Annotated in this window: 20 protein-coding genes and 4 pseudogenes; 14 read left to right on the top strand and 10 right to left on the bottom strand. The window is 68.2% G+C overall.

Annotated features, from left to right (window positions below; translation table 11 throughout):
* Positions 1-459 (bottom strand): IS701 family transposase (locus VHS75_RS06680; RefSeq protein ID WP_329637834.1); only part of this gene is annotated, 459 nt, incomplete at its 3' end.
* Between the two features lie 95 nt (positions 460-554).
* Between VHS75_RS06680 and VHS75_RS06685 the strand changes: the two are divergent.
* Together VHS75_RS06685 and VHS75_RS06690 are read left to right on the top strand one after the other, a co-directional pair.
* A pseudogene (locus tag VHS75_RS06685) lies at positions 555-692 on the top strand (hypothetical protein); the annotation flags it as partial.
* A 30-nt stretch (positions 693-722) separates the two neighbouring features.
* A complete protein-coding gene (locus VHS75_RS06690) occupies positions 723-1,907 on the top strand; it encodes an alanine--glyoxylate aminotransferase family protein (RefSeq protein WP_329637835.1) in 1,185 nt (394 codons plus the stop codon).
* A 20-nt stretch (positions 1,908-1,927) separates the two neighbouring features.
* Here VHS75_RS06690 and VHS75_RS06695 read toward each other — a convergent pair whose 3' ends face one another.
* Both VHS75_RS06695 and VHS75_RS06700 read right to left on the bottom strand, forming a co-directional pair.
* Complete coding sequence (locus VHS75_RS06695; protein ID WP_329637853.1) at positions 1,928-2,161, bottom strand: hypothetical protein; 234 nt, start codon at positions 2,159-2,161, stop codon at positions 1,928-1,930.
* Between the two features lie 110 nt (positions 2,162-2,271).
* Positions 2,272-2,394: pseudogene (locus VHS75_RS06700) on the bottom strand (DUF559 domain-containing protein); the annotation flags it as partial.
* Between the two features lie 176 nt (positions 2,395-2,570).
* On the opposite strand from VHS75_RS06700, the gene VHS75_RS06705 reads away from it, so the two are divergent.
* The 6 genes from VHS75_RS06705 (at position 2,571) to VHS75_RS06730 (ending at position 8,177) form a co-directional block, all read left to right on the top strand.
* Positions 2,571-4,034, top strand: a complete 1,464-nt coding sequence (locus tag VHS75_RS06705; RefSeq protein ID WP_329637836.1) for an MFS transporter — start codon at positions 2,571-2,573, stop codon at positions 4,032-4,034.
* A gap of 453 nt (positions 4,035-4,487) precedes the next feature.
* Complete coding sequence (locus VHS75_RS06710; RefSeq protein WP_329637837.1) at positions 4,488-4,670, top strand: Flp family type IVb pilin; 183 nt, start codon at positions 4,488-4,490, stop codon at positions 4,668-4,670.
* 53 nt (positions 4,671-4,723) lie between these two features.
* Entirely contained in the window at positions 4,724-4,903 is a 180-nt protein-coding gene (locus VHS75_RS06715; RefSeq protein ID WP_329637838.1) for a Flp family type IVb pilin, read from the top strand.
* A gap of 133 nt (positions 4,904-5,036) precedes the next feature.
* Positions 5,037-5,546 (top strand): A24 family peptidase, encoded by a 510-nt coding sequence (locus tag VHS75_RS06720; RefSeq protein WP_329637839.1) that lies wholly within the window; start codon positions 5,037-5,039, stop codon positions 5,544-5,546.
* A gap of 373 nt (positions 5,547-5,919) precedes the next feature.
* Positions 5,920-7,317 (top strand): leucyl aminopeptidase family protein, encoded by a 1,398-nt coding sequence (locus tag VHS75_RS06725; RefSeq protein WP_329637840.1) that lies wholly within the window; start codon positions 5,920-5,922, stop codon positions 7,315-7,317.
* A complete protein-coding gene (locus VHS75_RS06730; protein ID WP_329637841.1) occupies positions 7,317-8,177 on the top strand; it encodes an NlpC/P60 family protein in 861 nt (286 codons plus the stop codon). Before VHS75_RS06725 ends, VHS75_RS06730 begins: the two co-directional genes overlap by 1 nt.
* A gap of 164 nt (positions 8,178-8,341) precedes the next feature.
* Here VHS75_RS06730 and VHS75_RS06735 read toward each other — a convergent pair whose 3' ends face one another.
* Positions 8,342-9,004: a cytochrome c family protein gene (locus VHS75_RS06735; RefSeq protein ID WP_329637842.1), complete on the bottom strand. Its 663-nt coding sequence runs from the start codon at positions 9,002-9,004 to the stop codon at positions 8,342-8,344.
* Between the two features lie 137 nt (positions 9,005-9,141).
* Between VHS75_RS06735 and VHS75_RS06740 the strand changes: the two genes are divergently transcribed.
* Entirely contained in the window at positions 9,142-9,879 is a 738-nt protein-coding gene (locus VHS75_RS06740; RefSeq protein WP_329637843.1) for a 3-deoxy-manno-octulosonate cytidylyltransferase, read from the top strand.
* Complete coding sequence (locus VHS75_RS06745) at positions 9,876-10,724, top strand: prephenate dehydratase (protein ID WP_329637844.1); 849 nt, start codon at positions 9,876-9,878, stop codon at positions 10,722-10,724. The genes VHS75_RS06740 and VHS75_RS06745 overlap by 4 nt, the downstream gene beginning before the upstream one ends.
* A 149-nt stretch (positions 10,725-10,873) precedes the next feature.
* Here VHS75_RS06745 and VHS75_RS23065 read toward each other — a convergent pair.
* The 3 genes and pseudogenes from VHS75_RS23065 to VHS75_RS06755 all read right to left on the bottom strand — a co-directional run.
* Positions 10,874-11,194: pseudogene (locus VHS75_RS23065) on the bottom strand (endonuclease domain-containing protein); the annotation flags it as partial.
* 136 nt (positions 11,195-11,330) lie between these two features.
* Positions 11,331-12,260 carry an NAD(+) diphosphatase gene (nudC, locus tag VHS75_RS06750; RefSeq protein ID WP_329637845.1) on the bottom strand — a complete coding sequence of 310 codons (930 nt, stop codon included), beginning with the start codon at positions 12,258-12,260 and terminating at the stop codon, positions 11,331-11,333.
* A 42-nt stretch (positions 12,261-12,302) separates the two neighbouring features.
* Positions 12,303-13,262: a hypothetical protein gene (locus VHS75_RS06755; RefSeq protein WP_329637846.1), complete on the bottom strand. Its 960-nt coding sequence runs from the start codon at positions 13,260-13,262 to the stop codon at positions 12,303-12,305.
* 159 nt (positions 13,263-13,421) lie between these two features.
* Here VHS75_RS06755 and yghU point away from each other — a divergent pair, with 159 nt between their 5' ends.
* Positions 13,422-14,303, top strand: a complete 882-nt coding sequence (yghU, locus tag VHS75_RS06760) for a glutathione-dependent disulfide-bond oxidoreductase (RefSeq protein ID WP_329637847.1) — start codon at positions 13,422-13,424, stop codon at positions 14,301-14,303.
* Positions 14,304-14,331: 28 nt separating this feature from the next.
* Here the strand turns inward: yghU and VHS75_RS06765 are convergent.
* Positions 14,332-14,430 (bottom strand): annotated as a pseudogene (locus tag VHS75_RS06765) (hypothetical protein); the annotation flags it as partial.
* A gap of 264 nt (positions 14,431-14,694) precedes the next feature.
* Positions 14,695-14,970, bottom strand: a complete 276-nt coding sequence (locus VHS75_RS06770) for a DUF2277 domain-containing protein (RefSeq protein WP_329637848.1) — start codon at positions 14,968-14,970, stop codon at positions 14,695-14,697.
* Positions 14,971-15,052: 82 nt separating this feature from the next.
* On the opposite strand from VHS75_RS06770, the gene VHS75_RS06775 reads away from it, so the two are divergent.
* Entirely contained in the window at positions 15,053-15,811 is a 759-nt protein-coding gene (locus tag VHS75_RS06775) for a methyltransferase (protein WP_329637849.1), read from the top strand.
* A 3-nt stretch (positions 15,812-15,814) separates the two neighbouring features.
* Here the strand turns inward: VHS75_RS06775 and VHS75_RS06780 are convergent, their stop codons facing one another.
* A complete protein-coding gene (locus VHS75_RS06780) occupies positions 15,815-15,949 on the bottom strand; it encodes a hypothetical protein (protein WP_329637850.1) in 135 nt (44 codons plus the stop codon).
* A 95-nt stretch (positions 15,950-16,044) separates the two neighbouring features.
* Between VHS75_RS06780 and VHS75_RS06785 the strand changes: the two genes are divergently transcribed.
* Complete coding sequence (locus VHS75_RS06785; RefSeq protein WP_329637851.1) at positions 16,045-16,464, top strand: MarR family winged helix-turn-helix transcriptional regulator; 420 nt, start codon at positions 16,045-16,047, stop codon at positions 16,462-16,464.
* A gap of 90 nt (positions 16,465-16,554) precedes the next feature.
* On the top strand, positions 16,555-16,881 hold the full coding sequence (locus VHS75_RS06790; protein WP_329637852.1) for a hypothetical protein: 327 nt from the start codon (positions 16,555-16,557) through the stop codon (positions 16,879-16,881).
* Positions 16,882-17,524: the final 643 nt, after the last annotated feature.

Below are 17,524 nucleotides of genomic sequence, written 5' to 3' on the forward strand. Positions count from 1 at the left end.
AAGCCTGCGATCGATCAGCGCTTGGCCGTAGCGGCTCGCGTAGGCCAGGAACACGCCGACCTGGCTGTTCTCGATCCGACCCGCTGTCCCCGAGTACTGGCGCGCGACACCGGCAGAGCGATCCCCCTTCTTCACAAACCCCGTCTCGTCAACAATGAGGACGCCGTCCGCGTCGCCCAGCGCCTCCACCACATAATCGCGAACCTCGTCTCGCAGCTGATCGGCGTCCCATTGGCTACGCCCCAACAGCGACTGCATCCGGTAGGGCCGATCGGCGCCGGATTGCTCAGCCATCAGCCAGCCCGTCTTGCGCTCGATGCCCGACAGAAGACCATCCAGGAAATCCGCGCCCGTCTCGCGCAGCTCACGACGCCGAAGCACCCGCCCAACCCGCGCCTTCAGCGCTGTGAGCTCCTGCTCCCAAGCCAATAAGGATCCTGACCACGAGGCGACAGACATGGCTCCCTCCATAACCTGTCGAAGGGAATCAGAAAATCACTTGAGCCGCAACTGTAGTACTAGGTTGAAGACTCAATTATTCGCCCCTCCAATGCTGTCATCCCGGCCGCAGCGCAGCGGAGAGCCGGGACCTAGGGGGTTCTGCAGTGCGGTCGCCCCTGGGTCCCGGCTCGGCCTTGCAGGCCGTCCGGGAAGACGGGATTTTCCAAGATGTTGATATATTTCAATTATAGTTGAGTTTTCACCCTAACCGCGAGACTGACATGCAATCCTTCCAGCCGCCGCGGCGGATCCTGATGGGTCCGGGCCCCTCCGACGTCAGCCCTCGCGTGCTGAGCGCGCTGGCGCGGCCGACCATCGGTCACCTGGACCCGCAGTTCCAGGCGCTGATGGAGGAGATCAAGGCGGCCCTGCAGCGCCTGTTCAACGCCCCGGACCACGCCTGCGTCCCGCTGCCCGCGCCGGGAACGGCGGGCATGGAGGCGGCGATCATGAACCTGCTGGAGCCGGGCGACCGCTGCGTAGTGGCCATCAACGGGGCGTTCGGCGGGCGGATGGCCGACATGGCCGGACGGGCCGGCGCGAGCGTGGTCACCGTCGATCACGACTGGGGCCAGCCGGTGGATGTGGCGCGCTGTGAAGCGGCGCTGGCCGAAGCGCGGACGAAGGTGTTCGCCTTTGTGCACGCCGAGACCTCGACCGGCGCGCGCAGCGATGCGGCGAGCCTCTGCGCCGTCGCGCGTAAGCACGGGGCGCTGTCGGTGGTCGACTGCGTCACCTCGCTGGGCGGCATCGTCGTGGACGTGGCCGCCTGGGACGCCGACGTGGTCTATTCCGGGACCCAGAAGTGCCTGTCGGCGCCGCCGGGGCTGTCGCCCATCGCCCTGTCGAAGCGGGCCCAGGCGGCGATCTCGGGCCGCAAGGAAAAGGTCCGCAACTGGCTTTTGGATTTCAATCTGCTGATGAGCTACTGGGGCGGCCCCGATGGAAGTGGGGGCGGCGGCCGGACCTATCACCATACCGCGCCGATCAACGCGCTTTACGGCCTGCATGAGGCCCTGGTGGCGATCTTCGAAGAGGGCCAGCAGGCGGCCATCGTGCGCCACGCGCGCATGCATGAAGCTCTGGTGGCCGGGATCGAGGCCGCGGGCCTCTCCATGCTGGTCGCCGAGCCGCACCGCCTGCCGCAGCTCAACACCGTGCGCGTGCCGGACGGCGTCGACGAGGCGGCGGTGCGCAGCCATGTGCTGGCGAACTGGGACCTGGAGATCGGCGCGGGCATCGGGGCGCTGAAGGGCCAGGTCTGGCGGATCGGCCTGATGGGCGCCTCGGCCACCGCCTGGCACGTGCGCCTGTGCCTGACCGCGCTCTGCGAGGCCCTGAACGCCCAGGGCTTCGCGGCCGACGCCAAGGCCGCGCTGGCGGCGGCGGATCGGAAGCTGGCCTAAGAGATCCTCCCCCCTTGTGTTCAGACCGGGGACATCCGTGACGGGTGTGCGGAGACATCCGTGACGGATGTCCCCGGTCTGAACACCTTGTGGCAGGAGGTGGCCGGCGAAGCAGGTCGGAGGTGGGGTCGCTCAGAGCTTCGGGACGGGCCCAACTCGTCCAGCACGGCCAGGATTCGATCCGCGACTTGCTCAGGCGAGCCGGCGATTTCGCGATTGCTGAACCTGAGGTCCCGAAACCCCCGTGCTTCCAGCCAGGCGTCGCGGACCGCGTCGCGCTCGGGATCGTGGAAGGGACCATCCCTTCAACGATCAGCCGATACCTGAAGCAGACAAAGTCGAGGACGTGAGGTCCCATCGGCGTCTGACAGCGGAACTTCAGGCCGCCAAGCTTTCGTTGCCGGAGCCGGCTCCAAAGCAGCCGCTCAGTCGCCGTCGGATTGCTTCGCAGGGCCCGAGCCCGTTTGACCATCGCCTTGCGGTCCATGGCTCAGCTTAGGTGCGGTCGAGAGGATTTTCGACCCCACATCCGACCTGCTTCGCAGGCCACCTTCTCCCGCAGGGGGAGAAGGACACGTTGGAGGCCTTCGCCTAGCCTCCGCCTCGAAAGTCGGTCAACGTCGCGCCCAACCGCCGCAAAGGCGGAGCCTGGGAGGGCGCGCCTTGACCGAGTCCGCTCCACTGGAGGTCCACGGCGTCTCGGCGGTGGTCGATGAGACCATGGTCGGCGAGGTGGGCGGCGACGGGAAGCTGAGCCTGGGCGGCGCGTCCTGGTCCATTTTCCAGGGGGGCCGCGACCCCTTCATCATCCTGGTTACGATCTACATCTTCATGCCCTATGTGGCCGCGGTGCTGGTGGGTGACCCGGTGCGCGGCCAGCAGGTGATCTCCAGCTGGGACCAGTACATCGGCTGGATCGTGGTGGTGACCGCGCCGTTCCTGGGCGCCTCCATCGACAAGCTTGGCCCGCGCAAGGGCTGGCTGGGCCTGGCGGTCGGGCTGATGGTCCCGCTGATCGCGGCGCTCTGGTGGGCGAAGCCCGGCGGGGCGATCACGCTGCCCATCCTGATGCTGCTGGTGATCGCGGCGCGGGTGCTGTTCGTCTACACCGAGGTGCTGCACAACTCGCTGCTGGTGCGGGCCGCGGGCCTGGGCGCGGCGCACAAGGCCTCGGGCCTGGCGCTGACGCTGGGCAACTCCTTTTCGGTGGTGGCGCTGGCCTTCACCGCCTGGGCCTTCGCCTTGCCGGGCAAGGTCCATTGGGCCTGGGTCCCCGCCTCGCCGCTGTTCGGCCTGAACCCGGCGACCCACGAGCCGGAGCGGGTGGTGGCCCTGATGTCGGCGGGGCTGCTGGCGCTGGGCTCGATCCCGCTCTTCCTGTTCACCCCGGACGCGCCGCGCACCGGCGTCCTGATGCTGAAGGCCTGGGCCGCGGGGGCCGGCGAACTGGCCGCCATGCTCAAGACCGTGCGGCGCTATCGCGACGCGGTGATCTACCTCGCCTCACGGATGTTCTTCGTCGACGGCATGAACGCGGTGCTGATCTATGCGGGCGTCTACGCCGTGGGCGTCATGAAGTGGCCGCCGCTGGCGATGCTGGCCTACGGGGTCCTGCTGAGCGTGCTGGCGGCCTTTGGCGGCTTTGTCGCCCGCTTGCTGGACGCCGGCCTTGGGCCGAAGAACGCGCTGCGGATCCAGATCTTCATGACCATCGTCGGTCTCGCCGCCATGCTCGGGATCGCGCCGGACAGGATCCTCTACCTCTGGCCCTACGACCCCGCGGCGCATGCGCCGCTGTGGAACGGGCCGGTGTTCCGCCAGCTTCCCGACTGGATCTTCATCCTGATCGGCTTTTCGAACGCGGTGTTCATCTCGGGCCAGTACGCCTCCAGCCGCACGCTGCTGACCCGGCTGACTCCGCCGACCCAGGCGGGCGCCTTCTTCGGAGTATTCGCGCTCTCCGGCGTGGCGACGGCCTGGCTCGCGCCGACCCTGGTCAACTGGGGAACCCGGGCGACCCACAGCCAGCAAGGCGGCTTTGCGACGATCATCCTGCTGCTGGCGATCGGCCTGGGGGGCCTGATGTTCGTCAAGGGCGGCGGTCCGGCGCGCGGCGGCGACCGCTAGGAAGGATCGACATTCGCCAAGGGAAAGCCGCGAGCTTTTGTGCGCCCCTTCTCCCCTTGCGGGAGAAGGTGGCCTGCGAAGCAGGTCGGATGTGGGGTCGAAAGCCCTATCCGATCTGACTTCCGCACCGCGCGGAGAGCGGAGCGCGACCCCACATCCGTCAGCCTTCGGCCGCCACCTTCTCCCACAAGGGGAGAAGGGCGAGGCGGCGGCGTCCGTGATTGACTGAGATTTAATGACCCCGGATGGCCGCGACTACAGTCAAGCTGGATACCATCCGTCGAGTGGTTAATCGAAATTAAGTGTTAACCTCAATTTACCAAAGAAACTTAGATTGAATACTGATCCATTTACTGCCGATTAAGTGAAGTCTGCGAACTTGGTGTGGCATTAGGGCGAGCAGGCGAACAGCTTGAAGCCCGCCAACGACTGCTCGCTCATAAGGAGATCATCATGTCCAAGTTTGTCACGCGCTTCCTGAAGGACGAGTCCGGCGCGACCGCCATCGAATATGGCCTGATCGCCGCGCTCATCGCTGTCGTCCTCGTCACCGCTTTGACCGCGCTCGGCGGTCAGCTGAGCACGACCTTCAGCACCATCTCGACCAAGCTGACGGCGGCCAACGCCGCCGCCTAAGAGTTCGTCGAACCATCGAGCGGCTGCGGCCAATCGTTTTGTGGAGAGTAGAAATGTCGCAACTCGTTACGCGGTTCCTGAAGGACGAGTCCGGCGCGACGGCCATCGAATATGGCCTGATCGCCGCGCTCATCGCCGTGGTCCTCGTGGTCGCTTTGACCGCGGTCGGTGGTCAGCTGAGCACGACCTTCCAAGGCATTTCTGACAAGCTGACGGCGGCCAACGCCGCCTAAGCCTCGGTTTAACGCTTGGACCCAAGAACCCCCCGACGGGCGACCGTCGGGGGGTTTTCGTTTTGGGACCGGGCCACAGCGAAACCCTCCGTTCATCGGACGGCGTCATGCTGGGCGCTTACAGGAGCGTGCGATGATCCATCTGTTCCAAACCGCGATCCTGCTGGTCTTCCCGATCCTGGTGATCGCCGCGGGCCTGCGCGACGCGACCAGCTACACCATCCCGAACTGGATGCCGGGGGTCCTGATCGCAGCCTTTGCAGTCGCCGCGGTGGCGCTCGGCCTGCCCTGGCGGCTGGCAGCGGCCGACCTGGCGGTGGGGCTCGTGGCCCTGGTTGCGGCGATGGTGATGTTCGCGCTGCGCTGGATCGGCGGCGGCGACGCCAAGCTGTTCGCCGCCGCGGCCCTGTGGCTTGGCCTGACCGGCGCGCCCACCTTCCTGCTGGTCACCGGCGTGGCGGGCGGAGCCCTGGCGGCGGGGCTGCTGGCCCTGCGGTCCGGGCCCCTGCAGGCGATCGCCAGCGCCGGCCCGGCCTGGGTCGTCCGCCTGGCCAAGCCCGGCGAGGGCGTGCCCTACGGCGTGGCCATTGCGCTCGGCGCGCTTATCGCCTTCCCGGCTTCCGCGCTCGGCGCGCATCTCTGAGGCGCATGCCTCTCCCCCCGCGAAGCCAGCAGCCACCGAACGTTCCCTTCTCCCCTTGTGGGAGAAAGTGGCGGCCGAAGGGTCCAGCCCAGTTACGATCGACGTCGCCGCTCGCGCGGAGCCCCTCCGGCCCTCCTCCCCTTGCGGGAGGAGGTGGCCTGCGAAGCAGGTCGGAGGTGGGGTCTCTCAGACATCTCAGCTTCGATTGAAGCCGCCGCCCGCGCCGAGGGCGGAGCAAAACCCCACATCCGTCAGCCTGCGGCTGCCACCTTCTCCCACAGGGGGAGAAGGACGCGATTACACCTTCCGTTGGAAGGCTTGCGCAAACTAGCTAGGAAAAGGACGGCTTCCTCGTTCTCCGGAAAGGCCCCTCATGTCCGACGTGATCCTCGACGCTGCCGAAGGCCCGACAATCCCGGTGCAGGCGCTGACCGAGGCGGAGACCGGGCCGGCGCTGGACGCCATCCCGGCGGGCGCCAAGGCCTTCGCGGCGCTCTCCGACTTCAAGGGCAAGGCCGGCCAGCTGCTGCTGGTCCCCGGCGCCGACGGGGCGCTGGCGCATGTGCTGTTCGGGCTGGGCGCCGGCGGCGATCCCATGGCCTTCCGCACTCTGGCCGCCAAGCTGCCGGCCGGGACCTACCGGATCGCCCGGGCGCCCGAGGGGCTCAAGCCCGACGACGTCGCGTTGGCCTTCGCACTCGGGAGCTACCGTTTCGACCGCTACAAGGCCCACGGCGCGGAGCGGGCGAAGCTGGTGGCCGAGGGTGTGGACGTCGCCGAGGTTCGCCAGGTGGCGCACGCCTGCGCGCTCGCCCGCGACATGGTCAACACGCCGGCCAACGACATGGGCCCCTTGCAGATCGAGACCATCGCCCGTGAGATCGCCGAGCTGCATGGCGCGAAGATCGCGGTCGTCACCGGCGACGCCCTGCTGGAGGCCAACTATCCGGCGGTCCACGCCGTCGGCCGCGCCGCCGATCCGGCGCGCAGCCCCCGGATGATCGAGGTGGGCTGGGAGGGCGCCGGTAGGGACAAGCCGCTGGTCTGCCTGGTGGGCAAGGGCGTGGTGTTCGACACCGGCGGCCTCGACATCAAGCCCTCAGCCGGCATGCGGCAGATGAAGAAGGACATGGGCGGCGCGGCCCACGCCCTGGCGCTGGGGCGGATGATCATGGCGGCGAAGCTGCCGGTGCGGCTCACCATCCTGACGCCGGTGGTGGAGAACGCCATCAGCGGCGACGCCATGCGGCCGGGCGACGTGCTGGCCTCGCGCAAGGGGCTTTCCATCGAGGTCGGCAACACCGACGCCGAGGGGCGGTTGATCCTGGCCGACGCGCTGACCCGCGCGGGCGAACTCGAGCCGGCGCTGACCATCGACCTGGCGACGCTGACGGGGGCGGCGCGGGTGGCGCTCGGGCCGCAATTGCCGCCGTTCTATACCGACGACGAGGAGCTGGCCGGGCAGATCGAGGCGGCGGCCAAGGCGACGTCGGACCCCGTCTGGCGCATGCCGCTCTGGAAGCCCTATGCCGAGGCCCTCGACTCAGACGTGGCCGAGATCAAGAACGACCCGGACGCCTGGGCCCAGGCGGGCTCGGTGACGGCGGCGCTGTTCCTGCAGCGGTTCGCCCCCAGCGGGGCCAACTGCGGGCCCTGGGCGCACTTCGACATCTTCGCCTGGAACCCGCGCAACCGGCCGGGCCATCCGGCCGGCGCCGAGGCGCAGGCGATCCGCGGGCTCTACCGGATGATCCGGGACCGGTTCGCGTGATGGACGCCTCGGCTTCCTGGGACCCCCGCGTGACGCCCTTGCGCGACGGGATCGCCAGCCGGGCGCTGGAGGGCCTGGTGCGCGCGGAGGTCTACCTCGATCCCAAGACCCTGACCTGCGCCGTTGCGGCGGTGGGCGTCCACCGCGCGCCGGACCTGGCGTCGGAACAGATGGACCAGCTGCTGTTCGGCGAGGCTTTCGAGGCCGTCGAGGAGGAGGGTGGCTTCCTCTGGGGCCAGGCGCGGCGGGACGGCTATGTGGGCTTCGTGGCCGCCTCGGCCCTGGCCGCGCCGGGGCCGGAGCCGACGCATCGGGTGGGCGCGGCGCGCACCTACGCCTTCGCCGAGCCCAGCATCAAGTCGCGCGCGTCCGGACCCTATTCGATGAACGCCCTGGTCGCCGCGGAGGCGACGGAGGGCCGGCTGGCCAGGGTCGCCGGCGCCGGCTGGATGGCCGCCGAGCACCTGACGCCCATCGGGACCTTCGAGACCGATATGGCCGGCGTGGCGGAGCGGTTCCTGGGCGCGCCCTATCTGTGGGGCGGACGCGAGAGCCTGGGGCTGGATTGTTCCGGCCTGGTGCAGGCGGCGCTGTTCGCCTGCGGCCAGGCCTGCCCGCGCGACACCGATCAGCAGGCGGACCTGGGCCGGGAAATCGAGCGTGCCGAGTTCGGGCGCGGCGACCTGGTGTTCTGGAAGGGCCACGTGGGCATCGGCCTGGATCCACCAAGCGCTAAAGGGGGACGCATCGTCCACGCCAACGGCTTCCACATGGCGGTGGCCATCGAGCCGTTGGAAACCGCGATCACCCGGATCGACGCGGCGGGCGTGGGGAAACCCACTGCGTTCAGGCGGATCTGAGGTCCTTCTCCCCGTTGGGGAGAAGGTGGCAGCCGAAGGCTGACGGATGTGGGGCTTTGCTCCGCTCTCCACGCGGGGCGGAAGTCAGATCGGATAAGGCTTTCGACCCCACATCCGACCTGCTCCGCAGGCCCCCTTCTCCCACAAGGGGAGAAGGGACGTCGCTACTTCGTCGGCGGGGTCTTGGCGTCGGCCGCCGGAGCGGCTGCGGGAGCCGCTGCGGCCGGTTTGTCGCCGGGCTTCGCGGTCGGAGCCGGAGCTGCGCCCGCCGCCGCCGGAGCGGCTGCGGCGGGGTTCGGGGCCGGGATCGGCAGCGTCGAACCCTGGGTGTGCAGGTAGGCGATCAGATTGATGCGGTCCTGCGGTTGCTTCAGGCCGACGAAGGTCATCTTCGTGCCGTTCACGTAGGCCTGCGGGCCCTTGAGGAACATGTAGAGGTGGTCGTAGTCCCACACCGGCTGCTTCTCGCCGAAGGCCTTCATGCCGTCGGAATAGGCGAAGCCGGCCTCGGTGCCGGGCTTGCGGCCCTCGACGCCGGTCAGGTTCGGGCCCGTGCCGTTGGCGGTCAGGCTGTGGCAGGACTGGCACTTGGCGAAGACCGCCTGGCCGGCCGCGGGGTCCGCAGTCTTCAGCACCGTGCCCCAGTCGGGCGGAACGTCGGCCGCGGCCGCGCCGCCGCCGGTCTCTTCCTGCACCGTGACCTGGAAGCCGGGCTTGGCCACTTTCTCCTCGCTGAACACGCCGCCCGAGAGCTGGACTAGGCCAGCAATGACAAAGGCGGTGGCGAGCACGGCGCCGGCGTACTTGTTGAAGGTCAGGTCGCTCATTTTCCCGAAATCGGCCCTCTTTGCGAACCGGCGCACAAGCCGGCGCAAGCGCGGGAATCCCGCCCCTTGTTGCGTCCGGCTCTCTTACACGCTACCGGCGCTCGCGCAACCGCCCAAGCAAGGCTGCGAGCATCCTCGTGAACCCCATCGTCCTGATCCCCGCGCGCATGGCCGCGACGCGCCTGCCCGGCAAGCCGCTGGCCGACATCGGCGGCATACCGATGATCGTCCGCGTGCTGAGGCAAGCCGAGGCCGCCGGCGTCGGTCCGGTGGCCGTGGCGGCGGGCGATTCGGAGATCGTGGACGCGGTCGTTCGGGCGGGTGGCCGCGCGGTGCTGACCGACCCGGACCTGCCGTCGGGCTCCGACCGGATCGTGGCGGCGCTGGGCGAGCTGGACCCCGACCGGCGCCACGACGTGGTGATCAACCTGCAGGGCGACATCCCCTTCGTGCAGCCGGACGCCGTCGCGGTCGTTGCGCGCCTGCTGGCCGCCGAGCCGTCGTGCGATCTTTCGACCGTCATGGTGGCCGAGGCTGACCCGGCTGAACGGACCAATCCCGACATCCCCAAGGTGGTGGCCGCGATGCAGCCGGACGGGCGGACGGCGCGGGCGCTCTATTTCACCCGCTCGGTGTTGTACGGCGACGCGCCGGTGTGGCTGCACCACGGCATCTATGGCTTCCGCCGCGCGGCGCTGGAACGGTTCTGCGCCGCACCGCCGTCGCCGCTGGAGAAACGCGAGCGGCTGGAGCAGCTGCGCGCCCTGGAACTCGGCATGTCGATCTGGGCGGCGGTGATCGACGAGGCGCCGATCAGCGTCGACAACCCCGCGGACCTTGAGCGCGCGCGGGCCCATGCTAGGACCCTTCGATGAGCACCAAAGACCGCATCGCCTTCCAGGGCGAACTGGGCGCCAACAGCCATGAGGCCTGTGCGGCGGCTTATCCCGAGCTGGAGCCCGCGCCCTATCCGACCTTCGAAGAAGCCTTCGAGGCGGTGAAGAAAGGCGACTGCAAGTTGGGCATGATCCCGGTGGAGAACTCCATCGCCGGGCGCGTCGCCGACGTGCATCACCTGTTGCCGAATTCGGGCCTGAAGATCGTCGGCGAGCGGTTCAAGCCGATCCACTTCCAGCTGATGGTCAATCCCGGCGTGACGCTGGAGGAAGTGAAGACCGTCTCCTCCATGCCCATCGCGCTGGCGCAATGCCGCAAGGCCATCCGGCGGATGAAGCTGAAGACCGAGGCGGTGGGCGACACCGCCGGCGCGGCGCGCATCCTGTCGCAGACCCCGGACCGCACCAAGGCGGCGATCTCGCCGGCCCTGGCGGCGGAGATCTACGGCCTCGATATCCTCGTCCGCGATATGGAGGACGAGCACCACAACACCACCCGCTTCCTGGTCATGACGGCGGAGAAGGACCCGCCGCCGCCGCCCTTCACCCAGCCCTGCATCACCAGCTTCGTCTTCCGGGTCCGCAACCTGCCGGCCGCGCTCTACAAGGCCATGGGCGGGTTTGCGACCAACGGCGTGAACATCTCCAAGCTGGAGAGCTACATGGAGAACGGCGCCTGGACGGCGACCTTCTTCTACGCCGAAGCCGACGGCCGGCCCGAGGATCGGGGCCTGGCGCTGGCGTTCGAGGAACTGAGCTTCTTCGCGGAGAAGTTCGAGATCCTGGGCGTGTACTCCGCGGATCCGTTCCGGACGCGGGGGTAGGGCGGCGCTGTTTTCCCCTCCCCGTTCCGGGGAGGGACAGGCGGCGAAGCCGCCAGGGTGAGGAGGCCGCGATCAAGCTCCGCGCCGGCGCCTGATCCGCCTGGCTCACCCCGACCGCGAACGCTAGGCGCCGTCTCCAGCGCCAGGACGATCTGGTCCATGACGCCATTCAGATTGCGCCTAACCTCGCCTGCCCAGAACCTCATCACCCGAAAGCCGTGGCGTCTCAGGATCTTGTCGCGAATCCCGTCGTACTCAGCCTGGACCTCGTCGCTGTGTTGGAAGCCGTCGACTTCAACTACGAGCCATCGGGAGAGACAGGCGAAGTCGAGGTAGTAGCCGCGGAACGGGTGTTGGCGATGGATCACATAGCCCTGCGCGCGCAGGCGTCGGAGTCGGGACCAGAGGATGATCTCAGGCTCGCTCATGTTGCGGCGTAGTTCTCGGGCGCGAGCGATCTCGGGTCGCATTAGAGATTATGTGCACTTTTTGTTCCATGAACAGAGAGCATTCTTCGAGCTGGTGAGTCAGCGCCCGGTCGTGACTGCCTCACCCTGACCGCTTCGCGGTCTGTCCCTCCCCACAGGGGAGGGAAAGCGCCCTTGCCTACCCCTCCTCCGCCCAGGCCTTGATGAGCTGGTGGGCGATGGCGAGTTTGCCGGGGGCCGCGGCGTCGTCGAGTTTGCCGGCGATCAGGTCGCGGGCTTGGGCTCGCGTGAACCAGCGGATTTCGGAAAGCTCGGCCTGGTCGGGCGTGCCCTCGTCGTCCTCGACCTCGGCGATCAGGCCGATCATCAGCGACGACGGATAGGGCCAGGGCTGGGTCGAGTGATAGCGGACCTTCACCGCCCGCAGGCCGGCCTCTTCGTGCAGTTCCCGGGCGCAGGCCTCCTCGATGCTTTCGCCGGGTTCCAGGAAGCCGGCCAGGGCCGAGAACATGCCCGGCGGCCAGCGCTCCTGGCGGCCCAGCAGGCAGCGCTCGCCATGCACGGGCAGCATGATCACCACCGGATCGGTGCGCGGGAAATGCTCCGCCTCGCAGGACGGGCATTTGCGCTTCCAGCCGCCGTCCTGGACCTCGCTGCGCTGGCCGCAGACAGCACAGTGCGGGTGGCGGCGGCGCCACTCGAACATCTGCTTGGCGGTGGCGACGATGGCGGCCTCGGTGTCGGGCAGTCTCAGCGCCACCGCCCGCAGGTCCTCGAACTTGCCGAAGCCTTCCAGCGGGCCGCCGTCGGCGGGGTTGGCGGCCCCATCCAGGTCGACGGCGAAGACGGCAGTGTCCTTCCAGAGGCCCATGAACAGCAGCCGCTCCGCCCCGCCGGCCAGCTCGCCCACCAGCTTGGCCGGCAGGTAGGCGATCTGCAGCCCGCCGTCCTTATGGGGTTCCACGAACGGCTGGCCGTTCCAGATGGCGAGGCCCAGGGCGTCGGGCGAGGCCAGCTGTTCGGCGATCCATTCGGGCTGGCTGCGCCGGTCGCTGGCGCGGTCGAGCGGATTGCCGGCGAAGGTGTTGAGGAAGGTGTCGAGGGCCATGGGTCCTCTTAGCGCGCCGCCCCTACGCTCGTCATCCTCCGGTCAGTGACCGTCGGCCGCCGGCTGGGGATGGGCCTCCACATAGCGGGCGCCCTGCAGCATGCCGGGAAGCGAGTTGTTCCCCTCGTGGCAGGCATATTCATAGATCGGGTCGGCCAAGGGCTTGAAGATCATCTCGCCGGTCCAGGGCTCGCGATAGTTCGCCGCATCCTCGACGGTGAAGGCGTAGCGGATCTCGGCCTTGCCGGTGCGGGTGAAGCGCTCGACCACATGGGCGTCGGGGCCGATCAGGAACACCGGCGCGCGGAAGGACTCCTCGGGCCGGAAGCCCACGGTGTCGACCACCAGGGTCGCGCCTTCCCAATGGCCGATGGAGTCGCCCGCCCAAACGTGCCCGCCGGGAACGTCGTGGCGGCCGCCGAGGCGGATGATCCGCAGGTCGCTGTTGATCTCCGATTGGATCACCACCGAGTCCTTCGTCTGAACGATGCGATAGCCCGCCGAGTAGGGGGAATTCTGCATCGGCGGCGCCAGGGCCGAGAAGGTGGGGGTCAGGCACCGCTCGCTGGTGTTGCGTGACTCCGGCCCGTCGAAGTCCGCGAAGGCTTTCGCCCGGATCGCCTTGCGCCGCTCCAGCCCGGCGTCCGTATAGGGGACACGCCCGTCCGGGGTGCTGGTGATCCAGGCGGTGCGCGTCTGGCCGTCGATCACCGCCAGGCGCCCCCGCGGCCACCATTCGGACTCGCGGCCGCCCAGGTTGTCGTCGGGGATGATGTTGTCCCACACCGTCTTCTCGATCGCGGCGAGGTCGTCGCCCCTGCCCACCGCCGCCGGAACGCCGGCCGGCCGCTCCAGGTGGGTCAGCGAGAAGTTGGTCCACTGGCCCTGCAGGTTCGGCGCGCCCCAGGGCGTGCGCGGGGTCCGGTAGTCGGCGGCGGAGGCCGGTGCGGCGATGGCGCCCAGCAGGCAGAGGACAGGCCAGAAGCGCCAGGGTCGGATCATGAACAGGCTCCCGGAGACCGATGTTCTTGGCCTATAGAGAGCAGGCAATCGGCGGCTTGGCCATAGGCCCAGTCTGGCCAAACGGGCTCCGATCCCCCACATCGCAGGGGCCGCGCCGCCTGAAGCCCGCGCCTTACCCCCAAAGGGAGACCCCGATCCATGCCCGACGCCGCCGCCTACGTCCCCCCCAAGGTCTGGACCTGGAACAAGGAAAACGGCGGCCGCTTCGCCGCGATCAACCGCCCGATCGCCGGCCCGACCCATGACAAGGACCTGCCTGTCGGCAAGCACCCCTTGCAGCTCTATTCGCTGGCCACGCCCAACGGGGTGAAGGTGACGGTCATGCTCGAGGAGCTGCTGGCGCTGGGCCACTCAGGCGCGGAATACGACGCTTGGCTGATCAACATCGGCAATGGCGACCAGTTCGGCTCCGGCTTCGTGGAGGTGAACCCCAACTCCAAGATCCCGGCGCTGATGGACCGCAGCGGGCCGAAGCCGATCCGCGTCTTCGAATCCGGCGCGATCCTGATCCACCTGGCGGAGAAGTTCGGCAACGCCTTCCTGCCGACGGAGCCCGCGGCGCGGGCGGAGTGCCTGTCGTGGCTGATGTGGCTGATGGGCTCGGCGCCGTTCCTGGGCGGCGGCTTCGGCCATTTCTACGCCTATGCGCCGACCAAGATCGAATACGCCATCGACCGCTACGCCATGGAGGTGAAGCGCCAGCTGGACGTGCTGGACCGCCGGCTGGCGGAGAGCGAGTACCTGGGCGGGTCCGAGTACACCATCGCCGACATCGCCACCTGGCCCTGGTACGGGGCGATGGTGAAGGGCGTGCTCTATGAAGCCGGCGAGTTCCTGTCGGTGGGCGAGTACAGGAACGTCCTGCGCTGGACCGACCAGATCGGCGCCCGTCCGGCGGTGAAGCGCGGCCGCATGGTCAACCGGGCGTTCGGCGAACTGTCGAGCCAGCTCCGCGAACGCCACGACGCCAGCGACTTCGACACGAAGACCCAGGACAAGCTGGAACCGGCGGCGGGTTAGGGCCGCGGTTCAATTCGCGAATAGCTTCGTCATCCCGGACGGCCTGCAAGGCCGAGCCGGGACCCAGGAGCGACCGCACTGCAGAACCCCCTGGGTCCCGGCTCTCCGCTTCGCTGCGGCCGGGATGACGGGGCTTGGGCGATTGGGCGTACAGCTAGGCGGGAACGAAGCCCGTCGAGAAGAGGGCCACCGAGATCGCGGCGAAGCTGCTGCTCAGGACCAGCAGGGCCACGGCCCACGGCGACGCCGACGGCTTGCGCGGGGTGTTGGACATGGCCGGGGCTCCTGAACGCGGGGATGGCGGTGAGAGTTGAATCCGCCGCTTGAACGGCGGCTGAACAACCCCGTCAGGGTGCTTGCGCCGCGCTTAACCACGTGGCCTGGCCTGCGCTCAGGCGCGGACCCCGAAGCGTTGGGCGGCGCGGGCCTTGGCCTTCTGCGCCTCGGTCTCCCGGTCGCGGGGCGGCGCCTGGGTCTCCAGGTCGTGCAACAGGCGGTGGCCGGCCTCGAACACCGCCTCGATGGCGGCGTTGAAGGCCGTCTCATTGGCCCGCGACGGCGTATTGAAGCCGGAGAGCTTGCGGACGAACTGCAGGGCGGCGGCGCGGATTTCCTCGTGCTTCGCCGGCGGCTCGAAATTGTAGAGGGTCTTGATATTGCGGCACATGGCAGGGCCTCCGTAGGGGTTCAGGATAGCGCCGCGACCCCGACCGCGCCTAGGATGCCGCCAAAATGGGGGAGGCGACATCATGAGGCTTTTGCGCAGGAGCCTGCTGGCTCTGGCTTTTTCGTTGGGGGCGGCCCTGGCCGCGGGCGGGGCGCTGGCCCAGCCACCGAAGTTCGACATCCACTCGCCCATCGACCAATCCCGCGGCGATGCGCTCTCCAATCCGACCTACCATGGGCCGGAGGTCCTGAAGTTCATGGGCGTGAAGCCCGGCTGGAAGGTCGCCGACATCTTCCCCGGCCGCTTCACCACCGCCATCGCCCAGGCGGTGGGGCCGAAGGGCAAGGTCTATGGCTTCATGCCCGACGAGATCATCAAGGTGCACCCGGGCATCGCCGACCTGAGGGCGGCGCGCGCCAAGGACCCGGCCTGGGCCAACGTCACCCCGATCGCCTCGGCCATGAACGACATGGCCCTGCCCGACGGGCTGGACGCGGTGTTCATCCGCCAGAACTACCACGACCTGCACGTGCGCTTCATGGGCCCGGCCGACGTGCCGGCCTTCAACAGGAAGGTGTTCGCGGCCCTGAAGCCCGGCGGCGTCTTCGTCATCATCGACCATGTTGCGCCGGCCGGCATGGACGTGGTCCAGGCCTCGAACCGCTTTCACCGCATCGATCCGGCGACGGTGAAGGCTGAGGTGGAGGCCGCGGGCTTCAAGTTCGACGGCGAGAGCAAGGTCCTGGCCGACCCCACCGACGACCACAGCAAGATGGTCCTGGAAACCTCGATCCTGGGGAAGACCGACCAGTTCCTGTTCCGGTTCAGGAAGCCGAAGTAGGGATCACACCGTCGCGGTCGCGATCCGCCACATCAGGATCACATTGAGCAGGACCACCAGGCCGATCACCAGCCACGCCAGGACGTCTTCCATCCAGGGCGGATGCGGAAGGCCCCGATGATGTTGATGATGTCGCATGAGCTCCAATTACATCTGACTACGATATAGAAGGCCAAATGCTACAGGGTTGCAACAATCTTCTGTGATCGCCGACCGCCTCAAGGAGGCTCGATTTGCCCCGCGCCGCGCCGCTCCACCTTGAGGACTATCAGCGGCTGGCCGCCTTCCGCCTGGCGTTGCGCCGGTTCACGGCGCTCACGGAGGCGAACGCCCGCAAGGTGGGGCTGACGCCGCAGCAGCATCAGGCCCTGCTGTCGATCAAGGGCGGCTTTCCCGATCGCGAGCGGATCACCATCGGCGATCTCGCCGAGCATCTGCTGCTGAAGAACCACAGCGCGGTGGAGCTGGTCGCCAGGCTCGTGAAGACCGGCCTAGTGGTGCGCGCGCCGGACGCCAAGGACCGCCGCCGCATCCGCCTGTTCGTGACCCCCAAGGGGGAGGCGCTGCTCGAACAGGTCTCGGCCGAAAGCCTGGTGGAGCTGCGGGCGTCGCGGGACATCCTCGACGCGGTCCTGGCCCTGACCCGGCCGTGACCCGTTGCGAAATTATATCGTTCCACGATCCTTTTTGATATAACGCTGGCTTCTCGGGCCTTCGGCGGCTCGAACTACAGGAGCTGTGAGATGAAGCTTGCGATATGCGCCGGGCTCATTGGAGCCGCCATGCTGACTGCGGCGGCGGCCTCCGCCCAGGTCTGGGACCTCTATCACCGCGAGGTCTGGATTCAGGACCGCATCGACCACGGACGCGAGAGCGGATCGCTCGACCAGAACGAGGCCCAGCGCAGCCTGGACGTGCTGAAGAAGATCGAACACGACGAGCAGTTCGACATGCGCACCAACAACGGCCAGCTATCCGCCAGGGACCGCTCCGCGATCGAGGCCCGGCTCGACGAGCTCAGCGACCACATCCACGGGACCAAGGTCAGCGACGTCCGTCGGCCCTGGTAGGGGCTAGTTGCCCTTGCCCACCCCGTCGAGGTGGCCGGCCGGGTAAAGGTCAAGGTTGGGAAGGTCAGGGAGACGGGGTGGGTAACGACGGTCTTGCCGTTGACCACCTGGGAGAAGGGCGGCCGCGTCCCGGTGAAGATGAGGGTCATTCGGGTGTACTTGCGCTCCGACGGGTGACCCTTGACCGCGGCGCTGCCCCACAGGACCACGAGCGCCGGGTAGGTGTGGAAGTGCCCGGCCACGCAGGTGGGCGTGCAGTCGTTCAGGAAGTACGTACCGTAGCCGCTAGCCAGGTGCGAGTTCCAGCTCGTCCAGTGCAGGGCCGTGAGCCCCACGGCCCCGTCCCCGCAGTTGCTGATGTTCGACGGAGCGACTTCAGCATCATTGTTGCAGCCGAGCAGGATGAACTTGGGCGCGGCGGCGCCAGCGGTGAACGCGGTGGTGGCCGTGTGCGCGGAGGAGGCGCTGCCCGGGGCCGCGTCGCGGGTGCCGGCAGAGGCGCCGCCGCTCAGCACGGCCAGGCCGATAGTCGCGACGATCGCGACTGGAGTAAAAATCGAAGCGATAGTTGTGATGCGCTTCCGGTTCATGATTGATTCCCGTTCCCGTGCCCGTGTAAGTATCCGACATACTGAGAGACGGC

The organism is Phenylobacterium sp., from assembly GCF_036264965.1.
Lineage (GTDB): Bacteria > Pseudomonadota > Alphaproteobacteria > Caulobacterales > Caulobacteraceae > Phenylobacterium.